Annotated in this window: 19 protein-coding genes; 13 read left to right on the top strand and 6 right to left on the bottom strand. The window is 58.6% G+C overall.

The window, feature by feature from the left end:
- Position 1: 1 nt before the first annotated feature.
- Together ACQ4OE_RS10945 and ACQ4OE_RS10940 are read right to left on the bottom strand one after the other, a co-directional pair.
- Positions 2-607 carry a hypothetical protein gene (locus ACQ4OE_RS10945; protein WP_122595119.1) on the bottom strand — a complete coding sequence of 202 codons (606 nt, stop codon included), beginning with the start codon at positions 605-607 and terminating at the stop codon, positions 2-4.
- A 54-nt stretch (positions 608-661) separates the two neighbouring features.
- Positions 662-1,138 carry a PAS domain-containing protein gene (locus ACQ4OE_RS10940; protein ID WP_430946659.1) on the bottom strand — a complete coding sequence of 159 codons (477 nt, stop codon included), beginning with the start codon at positions 1,136-1,138 and terminating at the stop codon, positions 662-664.
- Between the two features lie 153 nt (positions 1,139-1,291).
- On the opposite strand from ACQ4OE_RS10940, the gene ACQ4OE_RS10935 reads away from it, so the two are divergent.
- A complete protein-coding gene (locus ACQ4OE_RS10935) occupies positions 1,292-1,747 on the top strand; it encodes a flavodoxin (RefSeq protein ID WP_430946658.1) in 456 nt (151 codons plus the stop codon).
- On the opposite strand, the gene ACQ4OE_RS10930 is transcribed toward ACQ4OE_RS10935, so the two are convergent.
- Positions 1,737-2,624, bottom strand: coding sequence for a LysR family transcriptional regulator (locus ACQ4OE_RS10930; protein WP_430946657.1), 888 nt, complete (start codon positions 2,622-2,624; stop codon positions 1,737-1,739). The two genes, ACQ4OE_RS10935 and ACQ4OE_RS10930, sit on opposite strands and share 11 nt — an antisense overlap.
- Positions 2,625-2,721: 97 nt before the next feature.
- On the opposite strand from ACQ4OE_RS10930, the gene ACQ4OE_RS10925 reads away from it, so the two are divergent.
- From ACQ4OE_RS10925 to ACQ4OE_RS10905, 5 genes are all read left to right on the top strand, one after another.
- Positions 2,722-3,108, top strand: coding sequence for a CidA/LrgA family protein (locus ACQ4OE_RS10925; RefSeq protein WP_430946656.1), 387 nt, complete (start codon positions 2,722-2,724; stop codon positions 3,106-3,108).
- On the top strand, positions 3,098-3,784 hold the full coding sequence (locus ACQ4OE_RS10920) for an LrgB family protein (RefSeq protein WP_430946655.1): 687 nt from the start codon (positions 3,098-3,100) through the stop codon (positions 3,782-3,784). The genes ACQ4OE_RS10925 and ACQ4OE_RS10920 overlap by 11 nt, the downstream gene beginning before the upstream one ends.
- 131 nt (positions 3,785-3,915) lie before the next feature.
- A complete protein-coding gene (locus ACQ4OE_RS10915) occupies positions 3,916-4,698 on the top strand; it encodes a class II aldolase/adducin family protein (RefSeq protein WP_122595113.1) in 783 nt (260 codons plus the stop codon).
- Positions 4,698-5,600 carry an alpha/beta fold hydrolase gene (locus ACQ4OE_RS10910; protein WP_430946654.1) on the top strand — a complete coding sequence of 301 codons (903 nt, stop codon included), beginning with the start codon at positions 4,698-4,700 and terminating at the stop codon, positions 5,598-5,600. Before ACQ4OE_RS10915 ends, ACQ4OE_RS10910 begins: the two co-directional genes overlap by 1 nt.
- 130 nt (positions 5,601-5,730) lie before the next feature.
- Positions 5,731-6,642, top strand: coding sequence for an SDR family oxidoreductase (locus ACQ4OE_RS10905; protein WP_430946653.1), 912 nt, complete (start codon positions 5,731-5,733; stop codon positions 6,640-6,642).
- Positions 6,643-6,685: 43 nt separating this feature from the next.
- On the opposite strand, the gene ACQ4OE_RS10900 is transcribed toward ACQ4OE_RS10905, so the two are convergent.
- Positions 6,686-6,949, bottom strand: a complete 264-nt coding sequence (locus tag ACQ4OE_RS10900; RefSeq protein WP_122595110.1) for a bacteriocin immunity protein — start codon at positions 6,947-6,949, stop codon at positions 6,686-6,688.
- A 1-nt stretch (position 6,950) separates the two neighbouring features.
- Entirely contained in the window at positions 6,951-9,179 is a 2,229-nt protein-coding gene (locus tag ACQ4OE_RS10895) for an S-type pyocin domain-containing protein (protein WP_430946652.1), read from the bottom strand.
- Positions 9,180-9,880: 701 nt separating this feature from the next.
- Here ACQ4OE_RS10895 and ACQ4OE_RS10890 point away from each other — a divergent pair.
- The 4 genes from ACQ4OE_RS10890 (at position 9,881) to ACQ4OE_RS10875 (ending at position 19,351) form a co-directional block, all read left to right on the top strand.
- Positions 9,881-11,674 carry a DUF1302 domain-containing protein gene (locus ACQ4OE_RS10890; RefSeq protein WP_430946651.1) on the top strand — a complete coding sequence of 598 codons (1,794 nt, stop codon included), beginning with the start codon at positions 9,881-9,883 and terminating at the stop codon, positions 11,672-11,674.
- A gap of 23 nt (positions 11,675-11,697) precedes the next feature.
- A complete protein-coding gene (locus ACQ4OE_RS10885; RefSeq protein WP_122595107.1) occupies positions 11,698-13,065 on the top strand; it encodes a DUF1329 domain-containing protein in 1,368 nt (455 codons plus the stop codon).
- 140 nt (positions 13,066-13,205) lie between these two features.
- Complete coding sequence (locus ACQ4OE_RS10880; protein ID WP_430946650.1) at positions 13,206-15,740, top strand: LuxR C-terminal-related transcriptional regulator; 2,535 nt, start codon at positions 13,206-13,208, stop codon at positions 15,738-15,740.
- Positions 15,741-15,898: 158 nt separating this feature from the next.
- The gene (locus ACQ4OE_RS10875) at positions 15,899-19,351 is read left to right on the top strand and encodes a dermonecrotic toxin domain-containing protein (RefSeq protein ID WP_430946649.1); all 3,453 of its coding nucleotides are present in this window, start codon (positions 15,899-15,901) and stop codon (positions 19,349-19,351) included.
- Positions 19,352-19,393: 42 nt separating this feature from the next.
- On the opposite strand, the gene ACQ4OE_RS10870 is transcribed toward ACQ4OE_RS10875, so the two are convergent.
- Positions 19,394-20,179, bottom strand: coding sequence for an IclR family transcriptional regulator (locus ACQ4OE_RS10870; RefSeq protein WP_430946648.1), 786 nt, complete (start codon positions 20,177-20,179; stop codon positions 19,394-19,396).
- 164 nt (positions 20,180-20,343) lie between these two features.
- Between ACQ4OE_RS10870 and hmgA the strand changes: the two genes are divergently transcribed.
- The 3 genes from hmgA to maiA are packed head-to-tail and all read left to right on the top strand — an operon-like array spanning position 20,344 to position 23,604.
- The gene (gene hmgA / locus ACQ4OE_RS10865; protein WP_430946647.1) at positions 20,344-21,648 is read left to right on the top strand and encodes a homogentisate 1,2-dioxygenase; all 1,305 of its coding nucleotides are present in this window, start codon (positions 20,344-20,346) and stop codon (positions 21,646-21,648) included.
- A gap of 3 nt (positions 21,649-21,651) precedes the next feature.
- A complete protein-coding gene (gene fahA / locus ACQ4OE_RS10860; protein ID WP_430946646.1) occupies positions 21,652-22,956 on the top strand; it encodes a fumarylacetoacetase in 1,305 nt (434 codons plus the stop codon).
- Between the two features lie 12 nt (positions 22,957-22,968).
- On the top strand, positions 22,969-23,604 hold the full coding sequence (gene maiA, locus ACQ4OE_RS10855; protein ID WP_430946645.1) for a maleylacetoacetate isomerase: 636 nt from the start codon (positions 22,969-22,971) through the stop codon (positions 23,602-23,604).
- The last annotated feature ends 69 nt before the right edge of the window (positions 23,605-23,673 follow it).

Here is a 23,673-nt window from a genome sequence, read left to right as displayed (position 1 = left end):
ATCAGGTGTGCAGGGCGGGGTGGGTCAAACGATGTTGTTGCAGGATGAACTGACGCAGGCGCTCGGTTTCATCGGCATCGGTCTGACTCAGTTCGTAGGCGTAGAAACCGCTTTCGGTTTCCCGTTCGAAATTGCCGCGCAATGAAATCCGCTCATACCCCGAAGGGCTGAACCACAAAGCGAAATGCTTGGGCGGTTTGGTCTTGTTGCGCATCTCCAGCAACACACCTTTGTGCGATACCTCGTGCACCCACATCACGCCTGGCTGGCCTTTGGCATTCTCCAGCGCGACCGGTTCTTCGAGCACGAGCCGCCATGGGCGCACCATCGGACCGTCTTCATAAATGCTCGGAACACCGAGGCGCAAATGCAGCGCGTGGAACTCGTCTTCAACCAAATGCAGCGGGAAGGTCATTTGCTGATTTTCGAAGTTGGCCTGAATGGTCACTTGCTCGTGAGCGGCCAGGCGCGTGAGCAAGTCACGGATCTGCGAACCGCCATTGACCAGCAGACTCGACGTCGCATCCCGCACGTTCAGTTGCGGGTTGTGCTGCATGGTCTGGATAAAATCCAGCTCATCCTGAGTGAGGAGGGCGTCACGCTGCATGGTTAACTCGAAAGATATAGTTACAAAGTCATTGGTGATTGTAGTTAATGACAATTAGTTCGCTGATTTGTTTGAACCGTTCGTCGCTTTAAGCGCCGCCAGCTCCGTGCGCAATGCTGCAACCTCGGCTTCGAGCTGCACCAAACGCTGCCGATCCTTGACCTGAGCCGTCACGTCTTTCTGTACGCCGACGATATAAGTCAGCCCGTCGTCCGCATTCTTTACCGTTGAAAGCGACAGTTCATTCCAGAACGGCGTGCCGTCCTTGCGATAGTTGCGCAAGGTTTCCCGACAGGATCCATTGCTGCGCAATACCTCGCGAATCCGCGCCAGCGAGGGCTGGTCGCGGTCTCCAGCCTGCAGAAAACGGCAGTCCTGATACAGAATTTCTTCGCTGCTGTAACCGGTGAGACGTTCGAAAGCGGGGTTGACGTAGATCAGAATGTTGTCCTGCTCGCCTTCCTTTTCCGCCACGACGATGCCGTCGTGAGACGCGTTGATCACCATTTTCAGGAGACTGGCATTGATCATCTGTGAATCCGGGCAGAGTAGTCGACGGCTGGCATTTTAGAAGAACCTTGAGCGCTGTCTACTGGCCATTATCGTCAGATGAGATCCAATCGCAGCTTTGCAGCCCGGGCTGGTACTATCGCCGCTCATTTTTTCAGTTTCAGGATCAGATTGATGAAAGTCGCCATCCTCTCCGGTTCGGTCTACGGCACCGCCGAAGAAGTCGCCCGTCACGCCCAGAACCTGTTGAAAGCCGCCGGCTTTGAAACCTTCTACAACTCCCGCGCCAGTCTGGCCGACATTCAAGCGTTCGGCCCCGAAGCCTTCCTCGCGGTGACCTCGACCACCGGCATGGGCGAGTTGCCGGACAACCTGCAGCCTTTGTATTCGAGCATTCGCGATCAATTGCCAGCGGCGTGGCGTGGTCTGCCGGGCGCGGTGATCGCGTTGGGCGACGCCAGTTATGGCGACACCTTCTGCGGCGGCGGCGAGCAGATCCGTGAACTGTTCGGCGAACTGGGCGTGCGTGAAGTGCAGGAGATGCTGCGCATCGACGCCAGCGAAAGCGTCACACCGGAAACCGACGCCGAGCCTTGGCTGGCGCAGTTGATCGATGCGCTCAAGGGCTGATCGGTCGCTCGCGCAGGAGGGCCAGCCACGCCTGCGCGGCATTCGACAGATAGGCGCCCTGACGCCAGATAAACGCGATGTCCCAACGCAGATAATCCGGCGCGCGCAAGGTCAGGCGCACCACGCCTGGCCGCACCAGTCCGCGCGCAACGACACTGGGCAGCAGCACCACGCCTTGCCCGGCGGCCACCAGCGCCGCGAGAAAATCCGCCTGACCGCTGCGCCCGCCTTCCTTCGGGGTAAAGCCCATTTGTTGGCACGCCTGCAGCAGGCGATCGTTGAGCACGAAGCTGCGCTGATAAAGCAGGAACGGCGTGTCAGCCAACTCCTCCAACCCGATCTCACCGCGATCCGCCAACGGGTGATCGATCGGCAACAGCGCATCGAGCTTCTCATCGCAAAACGGCTGACAGTCGAATTGCGGATCTTTCGGCAGCAGACTCCCGCCTAACTCCAGTTCACCGTTGAGCACGGCTTGCTCGATATTGCGGCTGCCGCCCTCGAGCAACTGCACGCTGATATTCGGGTAGCGCCGGCGGTATTCGGCAAACAGCCCGGCGAACAGCGCATCGCTGCCCAACAAAGGCAGACCGAGGCGCAATTCGCCGCGCGCCAGATTACTGAGGTCGTCGAGTTCAACCAATAACTCATTACGCAAACGCAGCATGCCTTCAGCGCGCTGCAGCACCACGCTGCCAGCGGCGGTCAGGCGCAACTGCGAGCCGAGCCGGTCTAGCAGAGGCGTACCGAGGCTTTGCTCGAGTTGCGCGACTTGTTTGCTCACCGCCGATTGGCTGATGTGCAGGGTTTTCGCCGCTTGGGTGAAACCGCCCTGATGCATGACTTCGACAAAACTGCGCAGCTGTTTGAATTCCATGAGCCTGATTCCGTTTTGGAATGGCTTTGAGTCTAACAATTCGCTTCGGGGATGGCAGGTCACTTCGTAAAATAGGCTTCCGTAAGGAGCCAACCTCATGAATGCCGCCCGCCTAAAACATCTTTCCCGTCTCTTCGCCGAACTCGCCGTTTTGCTGGGTCTGTATCTGCTCGGCTGTCAGTTGGCCGCGTGGCTGGCCTGGCCAATTCCTGGCGGTGTGATCGGCATGGCGCTGTTGCTGCTGGCCTTCGCGTTCGGCTGGGTCAAACCGGCGGCGTTGCAATTGGGCGCGGGATTGTTGATGGCCGAGATGCTGTTGTTCTTCATCCCGGCATTGATGAGCCTGTTGGATTACGGCACGTTGCTGCGCGATGACGGCTGGCGGATTTTGCTGGTGATCGCTGCCAGCACCTTGATGGTCATGCTGGTCACCGCGTTCACCGTGGAACTGGCCGTGCGCGCGAGGCGTTCCCATGAAGCTTGAATGGATGCCGATGTTCTGGCTCGCCTTCACTTTGCTGGCGTATCTGTTCAGCCGCTGGATTTACCGGCGCACAGGGCGCTATGTATTGTCGCCGCTGATTCTGGTGCCGGCGTTGCTGCTGGCGCTCGCCGTACCGCTGCACACCGCGTATGCCGAGTATTCCAGCAACACCCATTGGCTGATGCTGGTGCTCGGCCCGGTGACCGTCGCTTTCGCCGTGCCAATCTGGCAGCAACGGCGTCTGTTGATGCGGCACTGGTCGGCGCTGATGCTGGGCATGGTCGCCGGCAGTGCGGCGTCGATCGGTACCTCGTTCGGGCTGGCCAAAGCCTTGGCCCTCGACAGTTCGGTGACGATGTCGCTGGTGCCGCGCTCGATCACCACGCCGTTTGCCATGCCGCTGGCGCAAAATCTCGGCGGTGTGCCGGAGTTGACCGCTGTGTTCGTGATGTTCACCGGTGTGTTCGGCGCGATGCTCGGCGGCGTGCTGCTCAAATGGTTGCCGCTGCGTAGTGCCTTGGCGCGTGGCGCGTTGTTTGGGGTGGGCGCGCACGGTGCTGGCGTCAGTCGCGCCCATGAAGTGGGCGGTGAGGAAGGCTCTGTGGCGGGGCTGGTGATGGTGCTGACCGGGCTGCTCAATCTGTTTGCCGCGCCTTTGCTGGCGTCGATGCTTTGACATGGATCCAAGCTGTTTGCACGGCTGACCCGGTCAGTCATCAAGCTGGCTGCCAATGCAACTACGCGATTGCCTGCACCTGACTAGACTGCTGTCACGTGCAGAACAATAAGAACGCAGAGGTGCATACAGTGAGCGTAGCCCCCGTCCAATCGTCCTTTAATGTCAAAGACCAGGTCAGCGCTGCCGAATGGCAGACCCGTGTCGATCTCGCCGCTTGTTATCGTCTGGTCGCCGCCCATGGCTGGGACGATCTGATCTTCACCCATATTTCCGCCAAGGTGCCGGGCACCGAAGATTTCCTGATCAATCCGTTCGGTCTGATGTTCCATGAGATCACCGCGTCGAGCCTGGTAAAAGTTGATCAGGCCGGCAACAAACTCATGGACAGCCCTTACGAGATCAACCCCGCCGGCTACACCATCCACAGTGCCGTGCACGAAGTGCGGCACGATGTGGTTTGCGTGCTGCACACGCACACCGCTTCCGGTGTCGCGGTGTCGGCGCAAAAACAGGGCGTGCTGCCGATCAGCCAGCAGTCGCTGTTCGTGCTGTCGAGCCTGGCCTACCACGGCTATGAAGGTGTGGCGCTGAACCACGAAGAGAAGGCGCGTCTGCAGGCCGACCTTGGCGACAATAATTTCCTCATGCTGCACAACCACGGTCTGCTGACCTGCGGCGGCACAATCGCCGACACCTTTCTGATGATGTTCACCTTCCAGCGCGCCTGCGATATTCAGGTGATGGCGCAAACCGGCGGTGCGGAACTGATCGCCATCGAACCGCAAATTCTGGCAGGCGCCAAAGCGATGATCGCCGGCGTCACCAAAAGTGCTCAAGGCATGGGTGGTGCGCTGGCCTGGCCGGCGCTGCTGCGCAAACTCGATAAACAAGACCCCGGATATAAACTCTAATGCCTCTTGCCGAGATTCCTCTGTGTGTCTGGCGTAAACGCAGCCAGACGTTTGTCTTTCGGGGCCAGCCGATCCGTTACTGGACGGCGGGGCAGGGTGAGCCGCTGCTGCTGATCCACGGCTTCCCGACCGCCAGTTGGGACTGGCATTACCTGTGGCAGCCTCTGGCCCAGCGTTATCGGGTGATCGCTTGCGACATGCTCGGTTTTGGCGATTCGGCCAAACCGATCAACCACACCTACAGCCTGCTCGAACAGGCGGATTTGCAGCAGGCATTGCTTGCGCATCTGCAGATCGAGCAACCCGTGCATGTCTTGGCGCACGATTACGGCGACAGCGTCGCGCAGGAATTGCTCGCGCGGCATTACGAGGACCGGATCGAGATCGCCAGTTGCGTGTTTCTCAATGGCGGCCTGTTCCCGGAAACCCATCGCCCGTTGCTGATGCAAAAACTGTTGCTCAGTCCGCTGGGCTGGATGATCGGACGCGCGTTTACCCGTGATGCTCTGGTGAAAAGCTTCCGCCAGATTTTCGGCCCGCACACCCGGCCAAGCGAAAGCGAGATGGATGATTTCTGGAGTCTGGTCGACAGCAATCGCGGGCAACGCATCATGCACAAACTGATCAGCTACATCCCCGAACGCCGGGTTCAGCGCGACCGCTGGGTCGCGGCGATGCAGCGCGGTGAAATACCGTTGCGGCTGATTGATGGCGAGGTCGATCCGATCTCCGGTGCGCACATGGTCGAGCGCTATCGGGAGTTGATCCCGGACGCGGACACCGTGGTGTTACCGGGTATCGGCCACTACCCGCAGACCGAGGCGCCGGTGCAGGTGCTCAAACACTATCTGGCGTTTCGCGAACGGTTTGTTTTGCCGCCGCGTAGGGTGGCGTGTTCCTGAAGTACTACCGTGTCTCACTATCCCCCAACCTTATCGCGCACCATTCAGCCCCAACCGTATTCATTGTGACCAAAAGCCCCGTGCCTGACACTCGGGTTCAATGTTCCATTGGACTGCTGGAGTTGCCGTGATGAATGAGTCTGTGCGTTTCGAAGATAAAGTCGTAATCGTCACCGGAGCCGGTGGTGGCCTCGGACGGGCGCACGCTCTGCTGTTCGCCAAACAAGGCGCGAAAGTGCTGGTCAACGACCTTGGCGGCTCGGCTCAGGGCGAAGGCGCCAATGCCTCTGCCGCCGATCGCGTGGTCGCGGAAATCCGCGAGGCCGGCGGTATCGCCGAAGCCAACCACGATTCCGTCACCGACGGCGACAAACTGGTGCAGAACGCCCTCGATGTGTTTGGCCGCGTCGACGTGGTGGTCAACAACGCCGGCATCCTGCGCGACAAAACCTTCCACAAAATGGACGACGCCGACTGGGATCTGGTTTACCGCGTCCACGTCGAAGGCGCCTACAAAGTCACCCGCGCCGCGTGGCCGCACATGCGCGAGCAAAATTACGGTCGGGTGATCTTCACCGCCTCGACCTCGGGCATCTATGGCAACTTCGGCCAATCCAACTACGGCATGGCCAAACTCGGCCTGTACGGCCTGACCCGCACCCTGGCCATCGAAGGTCGCAAGAACAACATCCTCGTCAACGCCATCGCGCCAACCGGCGGCACGCGCATGACCGAAGGCCTGATCCCGCCGCAAGTGTTCGAACAACTCAAACCGGAACTGGTCAGCCCGCTGGTGGTGTATCTGGCCAGCGAGCAATGCCAGGAGACTTCCGGGTTGTTCGAGGTTGGCGGTGGCTGGATGGGCAAAGTGCGTTGGGAGCGCAGCCTCGGTGCCGGGTTCGATCCGCGCGAAGGCTTCTCACCGGAAGATGTCGCAGCGCATTGGCAGCAGATTTGTGATTTCGAAGGCGCGGCGCATCCGAAGGACAATATTGAAGCGCTGAAGGAGATGATGGCGAATTTGCAGAAGTATTCGTTGTAACAGGATAGAGCGGGCAGGCATCAGGTGCCTGCCCGCTCTCTTTTTATTCTTCGGCTTTGAACCCGGGTTTTCCGTTGGCGGCGCGCCAAGTCTTGATCGCTGTCAATACGCCTGCTGGGCTGTCTTCGACGCCTTCTTCCGGGTAATACAGAACTCCGGTCCCATTTGGATGCTCCGAAGTTAGAACAATATTCTCCACAAACTCGTCATGTTTTCTCTCCGATGCGAATTTTCCTTCAAAGAGTCGCTCTATCACCGCCAAATATTCGGACTCTGTGTAATCTTCCAGCTTGCTCTTGAGTTCCAATTTAAATATCCCCTTCTTTGGAGTGCAGCTTCATATGTTGCTTTGGTGTTAGCACGGTTAAATTGTTTAAATCGTAAACTGCGCCTCCCTCACTGATTGGCTTGATACGGTGTATCTCAAATTTTTTGCGCTTTCCAAGCTGATCTGCAGGTCGTGCACTTGGAGCCAAGCCATCTCTTACGTCAGTTTTGTTGAGTTGGGAAAATTGGTCAAACAGCGTTTCGTCATTACTTACCGCCTTCCAAAACGCCCTTCGAAATGCCCTGAAACTCGAAAACTCCCTGTCTCGAAGCTTATCCGCAATCTGCGTTGGAACGGGCGCACCTTGTTGTGTGGCCGCCGCCCCCAACCAATTTCCTGAAACTGTCTGCCCGCTCCCGGATGCTACTCCGGGATCTTGCCGGCGATCCCTGAATACTGTGAGTACCGGCGGGATGCCGGAGTCGATCGGGAAGACTGTGATGTGTCCATCAAACCCGTACAGGTCCAGCTCAGGAAACGGGTCTATCCGTCCGCCGGCAGGTTCGACCGTCGCACCCTCATAGATCGGCAACTGATGGTCGACCAGAGGAAATGACGATGACGGATCAAGTTGCTCAATCAGCGGTGTCCACGTGACGATGGGGCCGAAATCGGAGGTGCCAGCGCTGGACACGTAAGCGTTTTTCTCTGCATCGAAGTAAGCAAGTCTTACCGAGATGCTGCTGGGCACCGTGATGCCGTCGGTGGTGACAATGACAATTTCTACGCGGCTGCCGATTGTTCTGGTGCCTAGTCGTACAGGTAGATCCAGATGGCCGTTGTTCGCTGCCAATTCATACAGATCGCCTGTCAAATCAGGTGCGAGATCGGATAGCGGGACGCCTGCGGAAAACAGGTCACCGTTGCCCAGTTCAGACGGGACGAGCAGGGCGGCGAATCCAACCAGAGCGGGAGCTGCGAAAGCGGATGCTGTGGAGATGGCGGTAGCGATGCCGGTTCGAAGTGCGTTCGTGAGTGCCAGAGAACTCACTCGATCGGTGGCGATATCGCCGAGTGTTCCCGAAAATGTCGGCCCCAATTCAGCGGCTGAACCGACGTGGGCGAACTCAGGTTTCTCCCATCGTGCCTCTGTCTGCATTCGCCATCTGATTTTCTGACGCGCCATTTCTGCCTGTCGCATGGCTTCGGCTTCGTCATCCAGCGCTGCTTGCGCTCGCCGTCTTTCCTGTGCCTCCAACTCAGCCTGCAGTAACCGCTCGCGACGATTCTTCTCGGCTTGTTGGCGAATGACTGCTTGTTCTGCAAGCAGTGCTTTTTCGCGCTGATGCTCGCGCTGTTCTTTTTGAGCACGATGCGCTCGTTCGATGCGTAGATTCTCAGCCTCGGCTTGCCGAGATTTTTCCGCGAGTTCCTCAAGCCGTGCCTTTTCCGCCCTCACTTGGCGAGCTGCTGCTTCAGCGGTAGTTCGTGCTAGCTGCTCAGCAAGACGACGGGCCTCCGCCAGCGTGGCAAGCCGTTCCTGCTCGCGTGCGCGGATTTCTTCTTGTTCGCGCTGTCGGCAAGCACTCTCGGCGAGGTCTTTTTGGCGTTGCTGTTCAGCGTCGACTCTGGCCTGTTCAGCAGCCCGGCGTGCGGCCTCTGCCGCCTCGGCCTGCGCCTGGTCATTGGCCTGCACCGCCGCGAGCCAGTTGTGTACGTTGACTTGCTGCTGGTGCAAAACTGCGAGGGTCTGGGTCAGCAGCCTTGCTTCCATTGCCGCTCGATAGGACTGTTTCCACAGATTCATGCCCGGTCCGTTCGGACTAAGAACCTTGTCCAGGATCTGAGCGCGAGAGAGAAACTGGTAAACGGTCTTATCGGTGGGGTCGCTGCCGTAAAAGCCATGGGAGAGTGCGGTCTGCCGGTGCTGCTCGGCGGCTTTTCGTTGAATGACTTTGTTGCGCACCCCAAGTTCGCGCGCGATAGCAGCAGCAGGTGGCAGCGCGTGCATCGACTCTTCAAGTCGTGTAGCTGCTAGATCTGTTTCAATGGTCAGCGGGATCTGAGCGGTTTTAACCTGGTATTCGATTTGCAGTGGCGCGGTGAAATTCTGTAACACCTGATGATAACGAACGGGATTGAGTGGAGTGCCAAACGGGCCGTTGTAACGATTGTGATCGATGGCCGGGGTAACCGGATTGATATCCGTAGGCGCAGGCGCTGTCGTCCAGACAGCCTCTGTCAGCTCATACGCTGGAGGTTTTTGCATATTCATATCCTTTTGAATGTGCGGTTTAACAAGTTTGGGTATTGGGGTAGTGCGTTCCTGCCTTCCTTTAAAAGCTACAGCACGGATCGAAAATCCGGGTCCGAGAATGGCGTAGGTAATGACTCAGGATGAAGAAGGAGTTTTCTATGGGGATATCGCATTAAAAGAAATTTCCTATACACAGACAGGACAATTCTTTCCGGGAAAATAGGCGTGGGAATTAGCTGATTTATCAGCGCTAGATAGCGTGCATAAAAAAGGCCGCTGCAAACGCAGCGGCCAAGGTAAGACGTTGGATCAAGGAGCTACAAATCAACGTCAGTGAACACCGGGGCGAGAAACCGAACACGTCGATTCATCTGAAATCTGTCAGCAATGGCCAGAGTTGCTCATGGCCAGTGCTTCGCGCTTTTGGCGGCGTATCCCGTGAAAGCGCGTTCAGAATAAGGGCTCAAACGCGTAGGAAACATACCGATTCCGGACATGCACTGTTGCGGGGCATGCAACAGTGTCGTGAGCCGATGGGCGCCATGCGCTGCATTGATGATTCGCCATCCAGCTGACTCATGAGCCGCGCAAAGCCACGTCCCGCGCAGGCAGTCATCCTTTCGAGCGACAACGCGAATACCTCCTTGGTGCGCTTATCGACCTGCCAGCGCGGCAGTAGGGTGGGGCCTTCTGTCACTCACCGGGGAAGACGCATGACAAAAACAACAATGCGCGCCATCTTCACACCGCAGGCGCTGGCAGCCGCGGTGGCTCTGGGTTGCTGTGCCCAGGCGCACGCGGTTTCGTTCAATATCGGCGAGATCGAAGGGACGTTCGACTCGTCGCTGTCGGTCGGTGCCAGTTGGGGCATGCGCGATGCCGACAAGTCGCTGGTCGGCACCGTCAACGGTGGGACCGGGCAATCCTCGACCGGTGATGACGGGCGCCTGAACTTCAAGAAGGGCGAGACCTTCTCGAAAATCTTCAAAGGTATTCACGACCTCGAACTCAAGTACGGCGACACCGGTGTGTTCGTGCGCGGCAAGTACTGGTACGACTTTGAACTCAAGGACGAAGATCGCGAGTTCAAGCAGATCAGCGACAGTGGCCGCAAGGAAGGCGCGAAGTCGTCGGGCGCGCAGATCCTCGACGCCTTCGTCTATCACAACTACGCCATCGCCGACCTGCCTGGCACCGTGCGGGCGGGCAAACAGGTGGTGAGTTGGGGGGAAAGTACCTTCATCGGCAACTCGATCAACAGCATCAACCCGATCGACGTCTCAGCGTTCCGGCGTCCTGGTGCGGAGATCAAGGAAGGCTTGATCCCGGTGAACATGTTGTTCGGTTCGCAGAGCCTGACGGACAAACTCTCGGTCGAAGGTTTCTATCAACTGGAATGGGACCAGACCGTTCTCGACAACTGCGGCACGTTCTTCGGTGTCGATGTGGCGGCGGACGGTTGCAACAACGGCTACACCGTTGGCAACCCGGCGATCGCACCGTTGGTGCCGTTGGCCACCGCGTTTGGCCAAGGCATTCAGGTGACGCGTGAAGGCGTGGTGATCCCTCGTGGCGGCGACCGCGATGCGCGGGATTCCGGGCAGTGGGGCACGGCGTTGCGCTGGCTCGGTGACGACACTGAGTACGGCCTCTATTTCATGAACTACCACAGCCGCACGCCAACCGTGGGCACCACCACCGCCGGGCTGTCGACGCTGGCGGCATTGCCGGGCATGGTCGGCATCGCCAATGGCCTGGCCCCTGGCAGCGGCGCCGGACTGGCGCAAAGCGTGATGCTCGGACGCGGTCAGTATTACCTCGAATACCCGGAAGACATTCGCCTCTATGGCGCGAGTTTCTCCACCACACTGCCCACCGGTACCGCGTGGACCGGCGAGATCAGCTATCGGCCCAACGCTCCCGTGCAGGTCAATACCAATGACCTGACCCTGGCGCTGCTCAACCCGATTGCCGGCGGTACCGCTTCGCCGCTGACGACGTCGCCCGGCGCGGACAACAAAGGCTATCGGCGCAAGGAAGTCACGCAAATCCAGAGCACGCTGACGCACTTCTTCGATCAGGTCTTGGGCGCCGAGCGTCTGACCGTGGTTGGCGAAGCCGCCGTCGTGCACGTCGGCGGTCTGGAGTCGCGTAGTCAGCTGCGCTATGGCCGCGATTCGGTGTACGGCCAATACGGCTTCGGTGGCGACACCGACGGCTTCGTCACCTCGACGTCGTGGGGCTACCGCGCCCGGGCCATCCTCGATTACGCCAACGTGATCGGCGGGATCAACCTCAAACCCAACCTGTCCTGGTCGCATGACGTTGCCGGTTATGGCGCCAACGGCCTGTTCAACGAAGGCGCGAAAGCGATCAGCGTCGGCGTCGATGCCGACTATCGCAACACCTACACCGCGAGCCTCAGTTACACCGACTTCTTCGGTGGTGACTACAACGTCCTCGAAGACCGTGACTTCGTGGCCCTGAGCTTCGGCGTGAACTTCTGATCTGCCCGAGAAGGATGACTGCAATGCGTAAAATGATTCTGCAATGTGGCGTGCTGGCCCTGAGTCTGCTGGCGGCCAACGTGATGGCGGCGGTGTCGCCGGATGAGGCCAACAAACTCGGCACCAGCCTCACACCGCTGGGCGCCGAGAAGGCCGGCAATGCCGATGGCTCGATTCCGGCGTGGACCGGTGGTCTGCCAAAAAACGCCGGGGCGGTGGACAGCAAAGGCTTCCTCGCCGACCCGTTTGCCAGTGAAAAACCGTTGTTCACCATCACCGCAGCGAACGTCGACAAGTACAAGGACAAACTCTCCGACGGCCAGGTGGCGATGTTCAAACGCTACCCGGAAACCTACAAGATCCCGGTCTATCCGACCCATCGCACCGTCGCCGCACCGGCGGAAATCTACGAGTCGGCCAAGCGCAGCGCGCTGAATGTGACGACGATCAACGACGGAAATGGCCTGGCCAACTTCACCGGCAACCGCTACTACGCTTTTCCGATTCCGAAGAACGGCGTCGAGGTGTTGTGGAACCACATCACCCGCTATCACGGTGGCAACGTCAAACGCACCATCACTCAGGTCACGCCGCAAACCAACGGCAGCTACACGCCGATCCGCTTCGAGGAAGTGATCGCCGTGCCGCAACTGATGAAGGATATCGACCCGGACAAAGCCGCCAACGTGCTGACCTTCTTCAAGCAGTCGGTGACGGCGCCGGCGCGTCTGGCCGGTAACGTTTTGCTGGTACACGAGACCCTCGATCAGGTGAAGGAGCCGCGCCTGGCGTGGATCTACAACGCTGGCCAGCGTCGTGTCCGTCGCGCCCCGCAAGTGGCTTATGACGGTCCGGGCACGGCGGCCGATGGTCTGCGGACCTCGGACAACTTCGACATGTTCTCCGGCGCCCCGGATCGCTACGACTGGAAACTGGTCGGCAAGAAGGAAATGTACATTCCGTACAACAGCTACAAACTCGATTCGCCAAGCCTCAAGTACGACGACGTGGTCAAGGCCGGGCACATCAATCAAGACCTGACCCGCTATGAACTGCACCGCGTCTGGGAAGTGATCGGCACGGTCAAACCGAGCGAGCGGCACATCTATGCCAAGCGCCACATGTACATCGACGAGGACAGTTGGCAGGTCGCGCTCGCCGATCACTACGACGGTCGCGGACAACTCTGGCGCGTTGCAGAAGGTCACGCGCAGTACTACTACGATCACCAGGCGCAGGCCTACACCCTCGAAGCGCTCTACGACATCATCGCCGGCCGTTACATTGCCTTGGGGATGAAGAATGAAGAGAAGCACAGCTTCGAATTCGGCTTCGAAGCCAAGGCCGCCGACTTCACCCCGTCGGCCCTGCGCACCGAAGGCGTGCGGTAACGGTTTTGATACATCGGCACGGCAAAAGGCGACCGCACGGTCGCCTTTTTTATGGGCATCAATCAGCGCGCTGAATACTCGTCAACAACCTGCTCGCGGAGGGCTAGGGTTGCCGGACAACTATAAAAAGGCGCACTGCGATGACCGCTATGACTTCGTGCCTGGATCGCCCGGGATTTCTGCCCAGACTGTCGTCCCATCATCAGCCGCGTGGGCGATTGAGCGGGCCGTTGCTTGAGTCGATGGCGCGGGTCCGATTGCTCTGCGCTCCGGCGGGCAGCGGTAAAAGTGCGTTACTGACCGAATGCATGTTGCAGGCGCCGGCAGCGTGCGCAGTGCGCTGGCTCGCGTTGTCCGGCACAGCGCTGAGTGTTGAAAGTTTTTGTCAGCGTCTGGGGCAGGCGCTGGGTGTGCCCGATGCCGATGAAGAAAGTATTCGTGCGGCATTGCATCGCGTATCGCAACCGACCTGGCTGGTGCTCGACGATTATTGTCGCCTGCCCGAGGCCGCAGTCGATGCGCTGCTTGATCGACTGTTGGCGCTGAACAATCCGGCGCTGACCTGGTGGATCGCCACGCGTCGGCGTCCGCCGTGCAACTGGCCGCGTTTGCTTCTGGATGACGAACTCCACGAGTGTGACAGCACGACGCTGGCGCTGACCCCGGACGAGATTGCTCAGGCGTTGACCCATTTGTCTGCCGAGCAGGCGTGCAGCGTGGCCACGCGCATCGTCCAGCGCACGGGCGGTTGGTGTGCCGGCGTGCGCATGGCGTTGCTGCAGAAATGCGATTGGGCGCAAAGCCATCAGCCGCAGCAGCGCGTCGACACGTTGTTCGACTACTTGCAACACGAACTCTTCAACCACCTGTCGCCGGAGCTGGCCGAAGCCTGGCGAGTGCTGGCGCATCTGCCGCGTTTCAACGCGGATCTCTGTGAGTATTTGTTCGGCGCCGGGGAGGGTGCGCAGTATCTGCGCGAGTTGCAGTTGCTGGGCTGCTTCATCGAACCGTGGCAGGCGTCGAACGAGTGGCTGCAGGTTTTTCCACCGTTGACCCGGGTGATGCAAGAGGCGCATTGGCCGCAAGGGCGATCCTGGCATCGGCTCGCTTGCCAATGGTTTTGCGCGCGGCAGGACTGGCGGGCGGCGTTCGAACAGGCCCTGCAAGCGCAGGAATATGAGGTGGCGATCAGCCTGTTGCAGCATTTCAGTTTCGAAGACCTGTTTGAAGATCAGACCGTTGTGCTGTTGCTGCGTCTGCATGAGCAGCAGGGCGAAGAGCTGACCCTGTGTTCACCGCAACAGGTCGGTCTGATCACCGCCGCGCTGCTCTTCGCCGGACGCTTTGAACAAGCCGCCACTTGCATCGAGCACATGGTGCGATTCGTCCCGCAACCCTCGGCGCAGCAGCAGCGGCAATGGATCGCCCGCTGGCAGGCACTGCAAGGCTGGCTTCTGCACTTGCAGGGGCGGATGGCGCCGGCTCGCGAGCATTTTCAGCAAGCGCTGGCGGAGTTGTCCGCCGACGCCTGGACGGCGCGGTTGTTGTGTCTGTCGGGGCAAACCCAGCAAGCCTTGCTCTGCGGCGAACTGGACCTCGCCTACGCGATCAACCGTGAGGCCTTGTGCCTGGCCAGGGCGCAGGGCTCCTTGTTGTTCGAGGGCTTGCTTGAACTCGATCACGCGCAATGGCTCGAACAACGCGGGGCCCCGGCACGGGCTGAACAATTGCTGGCCAACATGCAGGCATTGCTCGAACAGCGCGAATCCCCACCCGTGCCATTGCGCGGGCGCATTGCCTTGCGGCGTGGCCGGTTGGCGCTGTGCATGGGCCATGAAAAACGCGCGGCGGAATTCTTTCGCGGCGGTCTGGACGATTGTCTGCGCAGCCATGACAAGCGTGTGCTTTATGGGTTTCTCGGGCTGGCACAACTGGCGGCCAATCATCAGGACTATACCCAAGCCTTTGGCCGCTTGCGCGACGCCGAGCGGTTGATGCAGCAACGACAAATTCCAGACACGGTTTATCGCGGAGTGTTGCTGCAAGTCAGCAGTCAGTTCTGGTTGCAGCAGGGGCGGCCGGAGTTGGCAGAGGAAGCACTGAGCCGGGTATTGCGGCACTTCCGCGGTGCGCAGGCGCGACAGGCACCGCCGGCTACCTTCGCGTTGATTGCGCGCCTCGACTATTTGCTCGTGACGGCTCAGGCACAACTGCGTCCATTGATGATCGATATCGCTTACGTTCAGCATGCTCTCGAGGACGCGCAACAACGTGGCATGGTGCACCACGAAGCCGAGTTGCATCTGGTTATGGCGCACTTGGCCTGGATCAAGGGAGACACGACCTCGGCACAGCGCGCCCTTGAACTGGGGCAGCGGTTGATCGAGCGAAATCAGTTACATCAAACGCTGCTCGAGTTTCAATTACGCTGTATTGATGCGCCATTAATCGCCAAAACTTTAGCGTCTCACACTGTTGGCGAAACTATTCTAAGTCGCCGGGAAGTTGAAGTGCTGCGTTTGATTGCTCAGGGTGAATCCAATCAAAAGATTGCCGAATTTCTTTATATCTCTCTGCACACGGTGAAAACCCATGCGCGAAGGATTAATGCAAAGTTGGGCGTGGAGCGCCGCACCCAAGCGGTTGCGAAAGCCAAAGTGATAGGGCTTTTTTGAACGGGTCGGAAATGTATTTTCGCGATTGAGTAATGTCTTGGCACGCCTGCATATATGCTGAAAACTTCTTCGGCTTCTTGCTTGTTTGAATAAAACTTAGTCTTGGTTAATGACTTGTCAGTGTGGCGGGTTAAATTAACAAGATAAGTGGTGTTCAAATGATCTCTAATTTTAAAAGCTTTATGCTCGGTCATGAGGGTGAGGACGTCACCAGTGAGTTCGAACTGGTGAAGGCCGGCGACGTGCTGGGTGAACTTGCCAAAACTCTTCAGGGCATTCCATCGGTACGAGCGATCGCTCGACGTAAACTGGTAGATTCAATTTATCGACTCAACAAATTGGTTGATATTAATGCTGTTTACATAGTTAGAGGCAAGACCGCAGACGACATCGCCAGGCGACCGGCGGGCTCCCTGTCTGAGGTGCTGATTCACTGTCTGGAAAATTCTGTGCTGCCCAATTACATCCAGGGCGAGGATGGCGTTTATCACTTTGCAGACACCCAGAGTGATAAATTCAAAGTACAGGGCTTGGGTATCATTGCCGTTGAAGATGCGATGACCAAAGTTTTGCAGTCGCTTGGCACTGATTTACGTTCGGCACTGGACGAACATTGGAAAGGCCACACGGCCGTGCCTGGCGGTGTGCTCAACAACAGGACTGCCTTACAGGAAGAAACGGTCAAAGTACTGATGGCTGAGTTGTCGCTCGGTGTTATTGCCGGCGCACTCAAGGAGACAGATGCGGCGCGGGTTGTCGAGTTGATGAAAACCGACACGGCGGCGTTCTTCCGTATAAAAACCGGCAGTGCCGTCCCGGCGGCAAAGTCGCTGAGCGCGAGTTTCATCGTTGATCGCTCATTCCACTCGGTGGCAGAGATCAAACCCGATAACACCCTGGGTGGCTGGATTCTGTACACCCCGGACAACGGTTTCGAATACTTCAGTTCCAGCGCGCAGATGCATCAGGCAATTTGCACGCGCTTTTCGCTGCCATCCAATGAAGTCACTTACCCCGTACTGTCGAAGAGCGTGGTCGCACACTATGTCGACGTGCACTTGCAGGAGCAGCGTACGGCGATCATTGCACAGGCCGGCACGCAGGCAGAGCGGCGTCAGGACTGGTTGGTCAACCTGGAAAAAATCCAACAACTGGCGGCGCTCGGCGATACAGCGCAACAACGTTATGAGCTCCTGAAAGCGGCGATCAAACGCAACGAGTGGCCAGAGTGGTTAAAGAAGGCTGGCGGTGATGTCCAGCGTCGCTACCTTGAACTTGAGTATTCGAAAGAGCGTTACGAGGCTGACTACAAAACCGAATTTGATCGCGTGTTTTCGTTGCAGGACTACGTGTCTCGGGCGTTCTCTGAATGGACCATGAGTGCATTCGGCGAACAGTTGAACGCGGACGAAGTGAAAATTCACAGTCTTTATAAAATGCAGGTCGGTGGACGCACCATCCAGCAGAAAGATGTCAGGACGCTGCGCGAGTTTCTTCTGACTGGCTTGCATGACTCGGGCAAGCGCGCCCAACTCACCGTCGAGGGCGCACCCGCCAACAGCCGGTTAGTACAGGGCTGGCTGGAAAGCTGGTTGAATAATCGCGATTTGCGTGTGGAGTTCGTTTCCTCAATCCCCGCTGCAGCACCAGAAAATTTAGGGACTGCGTTGGCAAATTGCATGCACGCTCGAATGGAGCTTGCGCTGTACGTTGCGCGGCATCGCGGGATTTACAGTGACGCTGAAGTGGCCATGATCCAGCGAGCAATGGCGGGGGATCCGGGCATTCCTATCAAAGGTGTCCGCATTGATAAGGGGCATGTAACAGCACTGAAAGATGTGCTGGTTTTCAAGGTGCCTAATACGCTTGCTTACTACGTATATGTGAAAACTCCGGCGGATACTTTTGAATTTCATAAGTTCGCCTATGCGCGGGATTTTGTTGAATGGTTTGAAAACCTGATGTCCGGAGATCGCCGTTTCGCTGAATCGATCATCCGGCCTGGCGAATTAGACTATTCGGGGACTCTGGGCGCTTTGAGGGACGGGCAGTTAGGGTATCGCTACAACCTGAGTTATGAATACGTTGAACTGAAGCTCGATACTCGAAAGCCATTGATGAGTTATGTCGACTTCCTCTACCAGTTTGAAGTCGCATTGCACAGCGTGGTGGCGACACTCGAATACCGCCATGCAGGGCCCGCCACTCGCCAGCAATACGCGCGGCTGGATACCGAGTTCAGAGCTCTCGCCACCGTCGATGCACGGGAAAACGCATTACCTTCCTTTGAAACGTTCACCAGAAACCTGATCAAGACGCGGCTGGAAGCCGTGCTCAAGATGAAAGGGGAAAGCGCAGAGATCAATCCCGATCTGATCATGGTGCAGACCGATGACTTTATCAAAGACCTCACCACCGTTCTGGTCGAAGAACTGACGTTCACGGCACCGCATCCGGCGTACATATTGCCTGGGCAAAATCCGAAGTTTCATCTGAAGTCGGGGCACCCGACAGTCAATAAGCTGACGATCCAGGATCTTGCGCATTTATCCGGCACTTTGCACCCGGATGACAAATATACGCAGATGCTCAAGGACGATTACCGCACACTGGGAACGCCAGTTTATGAGTTCAAGCGTGCCGTGCATGCTAAAAAGATTCGATGTGAAATGCACCGCGCTGTGTTGTTTGACTATTTCAATGGGCAGATCCACGCGCAAGTGCTGCCGGCTTTTCAACGCGTGATTGATCGCTTGGCTGAAAAAGGCGACTTGATGTATGACCAGGCTGCGTTCCCGGGACCTGGTGAGGGCATCTTTTCCTTGAGTCTATGTGGCGGAAGAATCGTCGAGGGCGTTTATGTCTTCCATTTGCAGGCCGGCGGAGAACTGGTGAACTACCTCTATACGCCCAATGCTCCGGACCAAAAGTCATTTCGTCCAATTGAAGAATTTGTCGGTTCCATTCGGCACCGTCCTGGCCCATTTCGCGAGTACTACATCAAGCGTGTACTGATCGAAGATCAGAAAGTGGTGAACGATTACTTCGAGAGTCTCGCTTCGACCATGAGTACCGTGGAGCCCTTGAAGCCCGACTATAAATATCGAGTGGTCGACCTCAATGGTCTGCACTACAAGAAAATCGACCGGGCGCTGAGAGATATTGATGAACGAACCACCAGCCTGAATGAGCTCATCGGCGAATTGGTATATGACACGGCGATGATGACGGCCTCACTGGTCAGCCTTGTTGTTCCACCTGTGGGCTTGGCAGTGACGGCGGTGACGATGCTGAAAAGTGCCTACAGTGCCTCCGAGGCCTATCGGCGTGGGGATTACAGCGGTGCCTTCTGGCATGGCAAGGACATGCTGGTGGCCTTGGTCAGCCTCGGCAAAGCCGCAGCGTTGGCCGGGTCCGGCAAAAATGTCGTCAAGCCGGCAGTCACCCGCGTCCAGCAATCGCTGTTCAGCCTCGCCAAGGACAATATGGTCATCGCGGAGTGGGTGGCGGCGGCTATGGGCAAGGACGCCCCGAAGGAGTTCCTATTGGGCTACATCAAAGACTTGATGGAAGAGTATCAAAGCAGTCTGAGCGAAACGACGCTGCACTGATCAGTGCCCGGCGAGTGCCGCCAGGCGCTTGACCGGGCAGTGTCAATCGGCGGATTCATATCCCATCCGCCAGCTCACGGCCCGCGACGCAGCGAGCAAGCGCTGCGCCGCCGGGCCGTTTTCGTCGGCGTGAAACAGTGAAGTCGGGCCGACGATGGTCAGCACGGCGGCGACTTGTCCGACGGCGTTGAACACCGGAGCCGACAACGCATCCACACCCGGCATCAGCAAACCGTGCACATGATGCAGACCGCGTTCGCGGATCTGTTCACACAGCGCGGTATAAGCCGCTTCACTCTTGAGCGGATGATCGGCCACAACGATTTCCTGCTCGCGCAACTCATCGGTTTCCCGATGCGGCAGATACGCGCTGAAGACCAATCCCGTCGAAGAACTGAGCAGCGGCAATACCGAGCCCAATTGCGTGACGACGGTCACTGCGCGTATCGCCGGTTCGATGTGCACGACAGTTGCACCCTGATTTCCCCACACCGCCAAAAAGCAGGTTTCGTTGAGTTCGTCGCGCAGTTCGGCCAACGGCAGGGCGGCGACTTTCAGCACGTCCATACTGTTGAGCGCGGCCAGGCCAACGCGCAACGCTTCACGACCGAGGCCGTAATGGTTGGTGGCGGCGTTCTGCTCGGCGAAACCCGAGGCGATCAACGCCTGTAGATAACGATGGACCTTGCTCGCCGGCATCTGCACGTGCTCGGCCAGACGCGACAGCGACGTCGAGGGCGACAACTCGGCCAAGGCCTTGAGGATGTCGGTGCCGACTTCGGCGGAGCGGACTTTCTGTTTGCCGTTACTGTCGCTGGTTTTTTCCATGGTGCGGCCGGGTTCCGAAACGAATGGGCGTCTTTATAGCTTGACGCTGGATAGCGAGCAAATTACGTTATGCGTAATCGAATTACGAAAATAATAACCCCGGCGTGCCGAAACCTCTGAGCCAGAGCGATGGGCCACTGCCGACTCCCTGTTCAGGAGGCACCATGAACCTCGATTCAACCGCTCAGGCGCTGGCGTATCAGTCCGGTTTCGGCAACGAATTCAGCACTGAAGCGTTGCCCGGCGCGCTGACCGTCGGCCAGAACTCCCCGCAAAAAGCCCCGTACGGCCTCTACACCGAATTGTTTTCCGGCACTGCGTTCACCATGACCCGCAGTGAAGCGCGGCGAACCTGGATGTACCGCATTCAGCCGTCGGCCAATCACCCGGCCTTCGTCAAACTGGAACGGCAACTGGCCGGTGGTCCGCTCGGTGAAGTCACGCCCAATCGCCTGCGCTGGAACCCGCTGGAGATTCCGGCCGAGCCGACCGATTTCATCGACGGGCTGGTGAGCATGGTCGCTAACTCCGCTGCTGAAAAACCGTCCGGCATCAGCATTTACAACTACGCCGCCAATCGCTCAATGGAGCGGGTGTTCTTCAACGCCGACGGCGAACTGCTGTTGGTGCCACAACTCGGTCGTCTGCGCATTAGGACCGAATTGGGTGTGCTGGAAGTGGCGCCGCTGGAAATCGCCGTGCTGCCACGTGGCCTGAAATTTCGCGTTGAGCTGCTCGACCCGCAAGCCCGCGGTTACGTCGCCGAGAACCATGGTGCGCCGCTGCGCCTGCCGGATCTGGGGCCGATTGGCAGCAACGGTCTGGCCAACCCGCGCGACTTTTTGACCCCGGTCGCCGCTTACGAAAACCTGCAGCAGCCAACCACGCTGGTGCAGAAGTTCCTCGGTCAGTTGTGGGCCACAGAGCTCAATCACTCGCCGCTCAACGTGGTGGCCTGGCACGGCAACAACGTGCCGTACAAATACGATCTGCGGCGTTTCAACACCATCGGCACGGTGAGTTTCGATCACCCGGATCCGTCGATCTTTACTGTACTGACCTCGCCGACCAGCGTGCACGGTCTGGCCAACCTCGACTTCGTGATCTTCCCGCCGCGCTGGATGGTCGCCGAAAACACCTTCCGGCCACCGTGGTTCCACCGCAACCTGATGAACGAATTCATGGGCCTGATCCAGGGTGAATACGACGCCAAGGCTGAAGGTTTCGTGCCTGGCGGCGCCTCGCTGCACAGTTGCATGAGCGCCCACGGACCGGACGGCGAAACTTGCACCAAAGCGATCAACGCCGAGCTGAAGCCGGCGAAAATCGACAACACCATGGCCTTCATGTTCGAGACCAGTCAGGTGCTGCGCCCAAGCCGTTTCGCCCTCGACTGCCCGCAACTGCAATCCACTTACGACGCTTGCTGGGCCACGTTGCCCGCCACGTTCGACCCGACCCGGAGATAACCCATGACGCAGAATTCCATCACCCGCAGTTGGGTCGCTTCGGCCAACGGCCACACTGAGTTCCCGCTACAGAACTTGCCGCTTGGCGTGTTCAGCAGCAACGATTCGGAACCGCGTGCCGGCGTAGCGATCGGCGAACACATCTTCGATTTGCAAGTGGCGCTGGAGGCCGGTCTGTTTGACGGCGCGGCGCGCAGTGCTGTGGAAGCCATGCACGGCGGCCAGTTGAACGCATTCTTCGAACTCGGTCGCGATGCTCGTGTTGCCTTGCGTGAATGTTTGCTGGAACTGTTCAGCGAAGGCAGCACGCACCGTGGCAGCATCGAAGCCCAGGGCGCAAAACTGCTGCCACTGGCCGCCGATTGCCAACTGCATTTGCCAGCGCGGATCAGCGACTACACCGACTTCTATGTCGGTATCGAGCACGCGCAGAACGTCGGCAAACTGTTCCGCCCGGACAACCCGCTGCTGCCGAACTACAAACATGTGCCGATCGGTTACCACGGTCGCGCCTCCACCGTGCGCGCCTCCGGCACTGACGTGCGTCGCCCGAAAGGTCAGACGCTGCCGGCCGGTCAGACCGAGCCGACCTTCGGTCCGTGCGCACGTCTGGACTATGAGCTGGAACTGGGTATCTGGATCGGTCAGGGCAACGAGATGGGCGATTCGATCGCCATCGGCGATGCCGCTGATCACATCGCCGGTTTCTGCCTGCTCAACGACTGGTCGGCGCGCGATATCCAGGCGTGGGAATACCAACCGCTGGGCCCGTTCCTGTCGAAGAGTTTCATCACCAGCGTGTCGCCGTGGGTCGTAACAGCAGAAGCGCTGGCGCCATTCCGCACCGCGCAACCGAAGCGTCCTGAAGGCGATCCGCAGCCGCTGCCGTACCTGTTCGATCAGCGCGATCAGGATGGCGGTGCTTTCGACATCGAACTGGAAGTGCTGCTGCTCACCGAAGCCATGCGCGAGCAGAATTTGCCAGCCCATCGCCTGACCCTGAGCAACACCCGCTACATGTACTGGACCGTCGCGCAAATGGTCGCGCACCACAGCGTCAATGGCTGCCAGTTGCAGGCCGGTGATCTGTTCGGTTCGGGCACCTTGTCCGGGCCGGAAGACGGTCAGTTCGGCAGCCTGCTGGAAATCACCGAGGGCGGCAAAAAGCCCATCGAGCTGGCCTCCGGCGAAGTGCGCAAATTCCTCGAGGACGGCGATGAAATCATCCTGCGCGCGCGCTGCGCTCGTGACGGTTTTGCGTCGATCGGCTTCGGCGAGTGCCGTGGCAAAGTGCTGGCGGCGCGCTGACGGGAGCGGGGCATGGATCTCTATACCTATTACCGTTCGACCTCGTCGTACCGAGTGCGGATCGCGCTGGCGCTGAAGGGGCTCGACTATCAGGCGCTGCCGGTCAACCTGATCGCACCGCCCGGTGGCGAGCATCGGCAGGCGGAGTATCTGGCGATCAATCCTCAGGGACGAGTGCCCGCGTTGCGCACCGATGACGGCGAGTTGCTGATCCAGTCGCCGGCGATCATCGAGTATCTGGAGGAACGTTATCCACAGGTGCCGCTATTACCCGAAGATCTCGTCGCACGCGCCCATGTGCGCGGCGTCGCGGCGGTGATCGGTTGCGATGTACACCCGTTGCACAACGTCAGCGTGCTCAATCGCCTGCGCCAATTGGGGCAGGACGAGCCGCAGGTGGTTGAGTGGCTCAGCCATTGGATCAGTCAGGGGCTGGCGACGGTTGAACAGTTGATCGGTGACCGCGGCTTCTGCTTTGGCGAATGGCCGTGTGTGGCGGATGTTTATTTGATTCCGCAGTTGTATGCGGCGGAGCGCTTCAATGTTTCGTTGGAGGCGTATCCGAAAATTCGCCGGGTCGCCGCACTGGCGGCTGAGCATCCGGCGTTCATCAAGGCCCATCCTGCCAATCAACCCGACACTCCATAACCCTGTGGGAGCGAGCCTGCTCGCGAAGGCGGTCTGTCAGTCAACATTTATGTACCTGATACACCGCTT

This window comes from Pseudomonas sp. WC2 (genome assembly GCF_050586545.1).
In the GTDB taxonomy this organism is placed as follows: Bacteria; Pseudomonadota; Gammaproteobacteria; order Pseudomonadales; family Pseudomonadaceae; genus Aquipseudomonas.
Note: the sequence above shows the minus strand (reverse complement) of the source record. Positions and strands in the feature narration are given on the sequence as shown.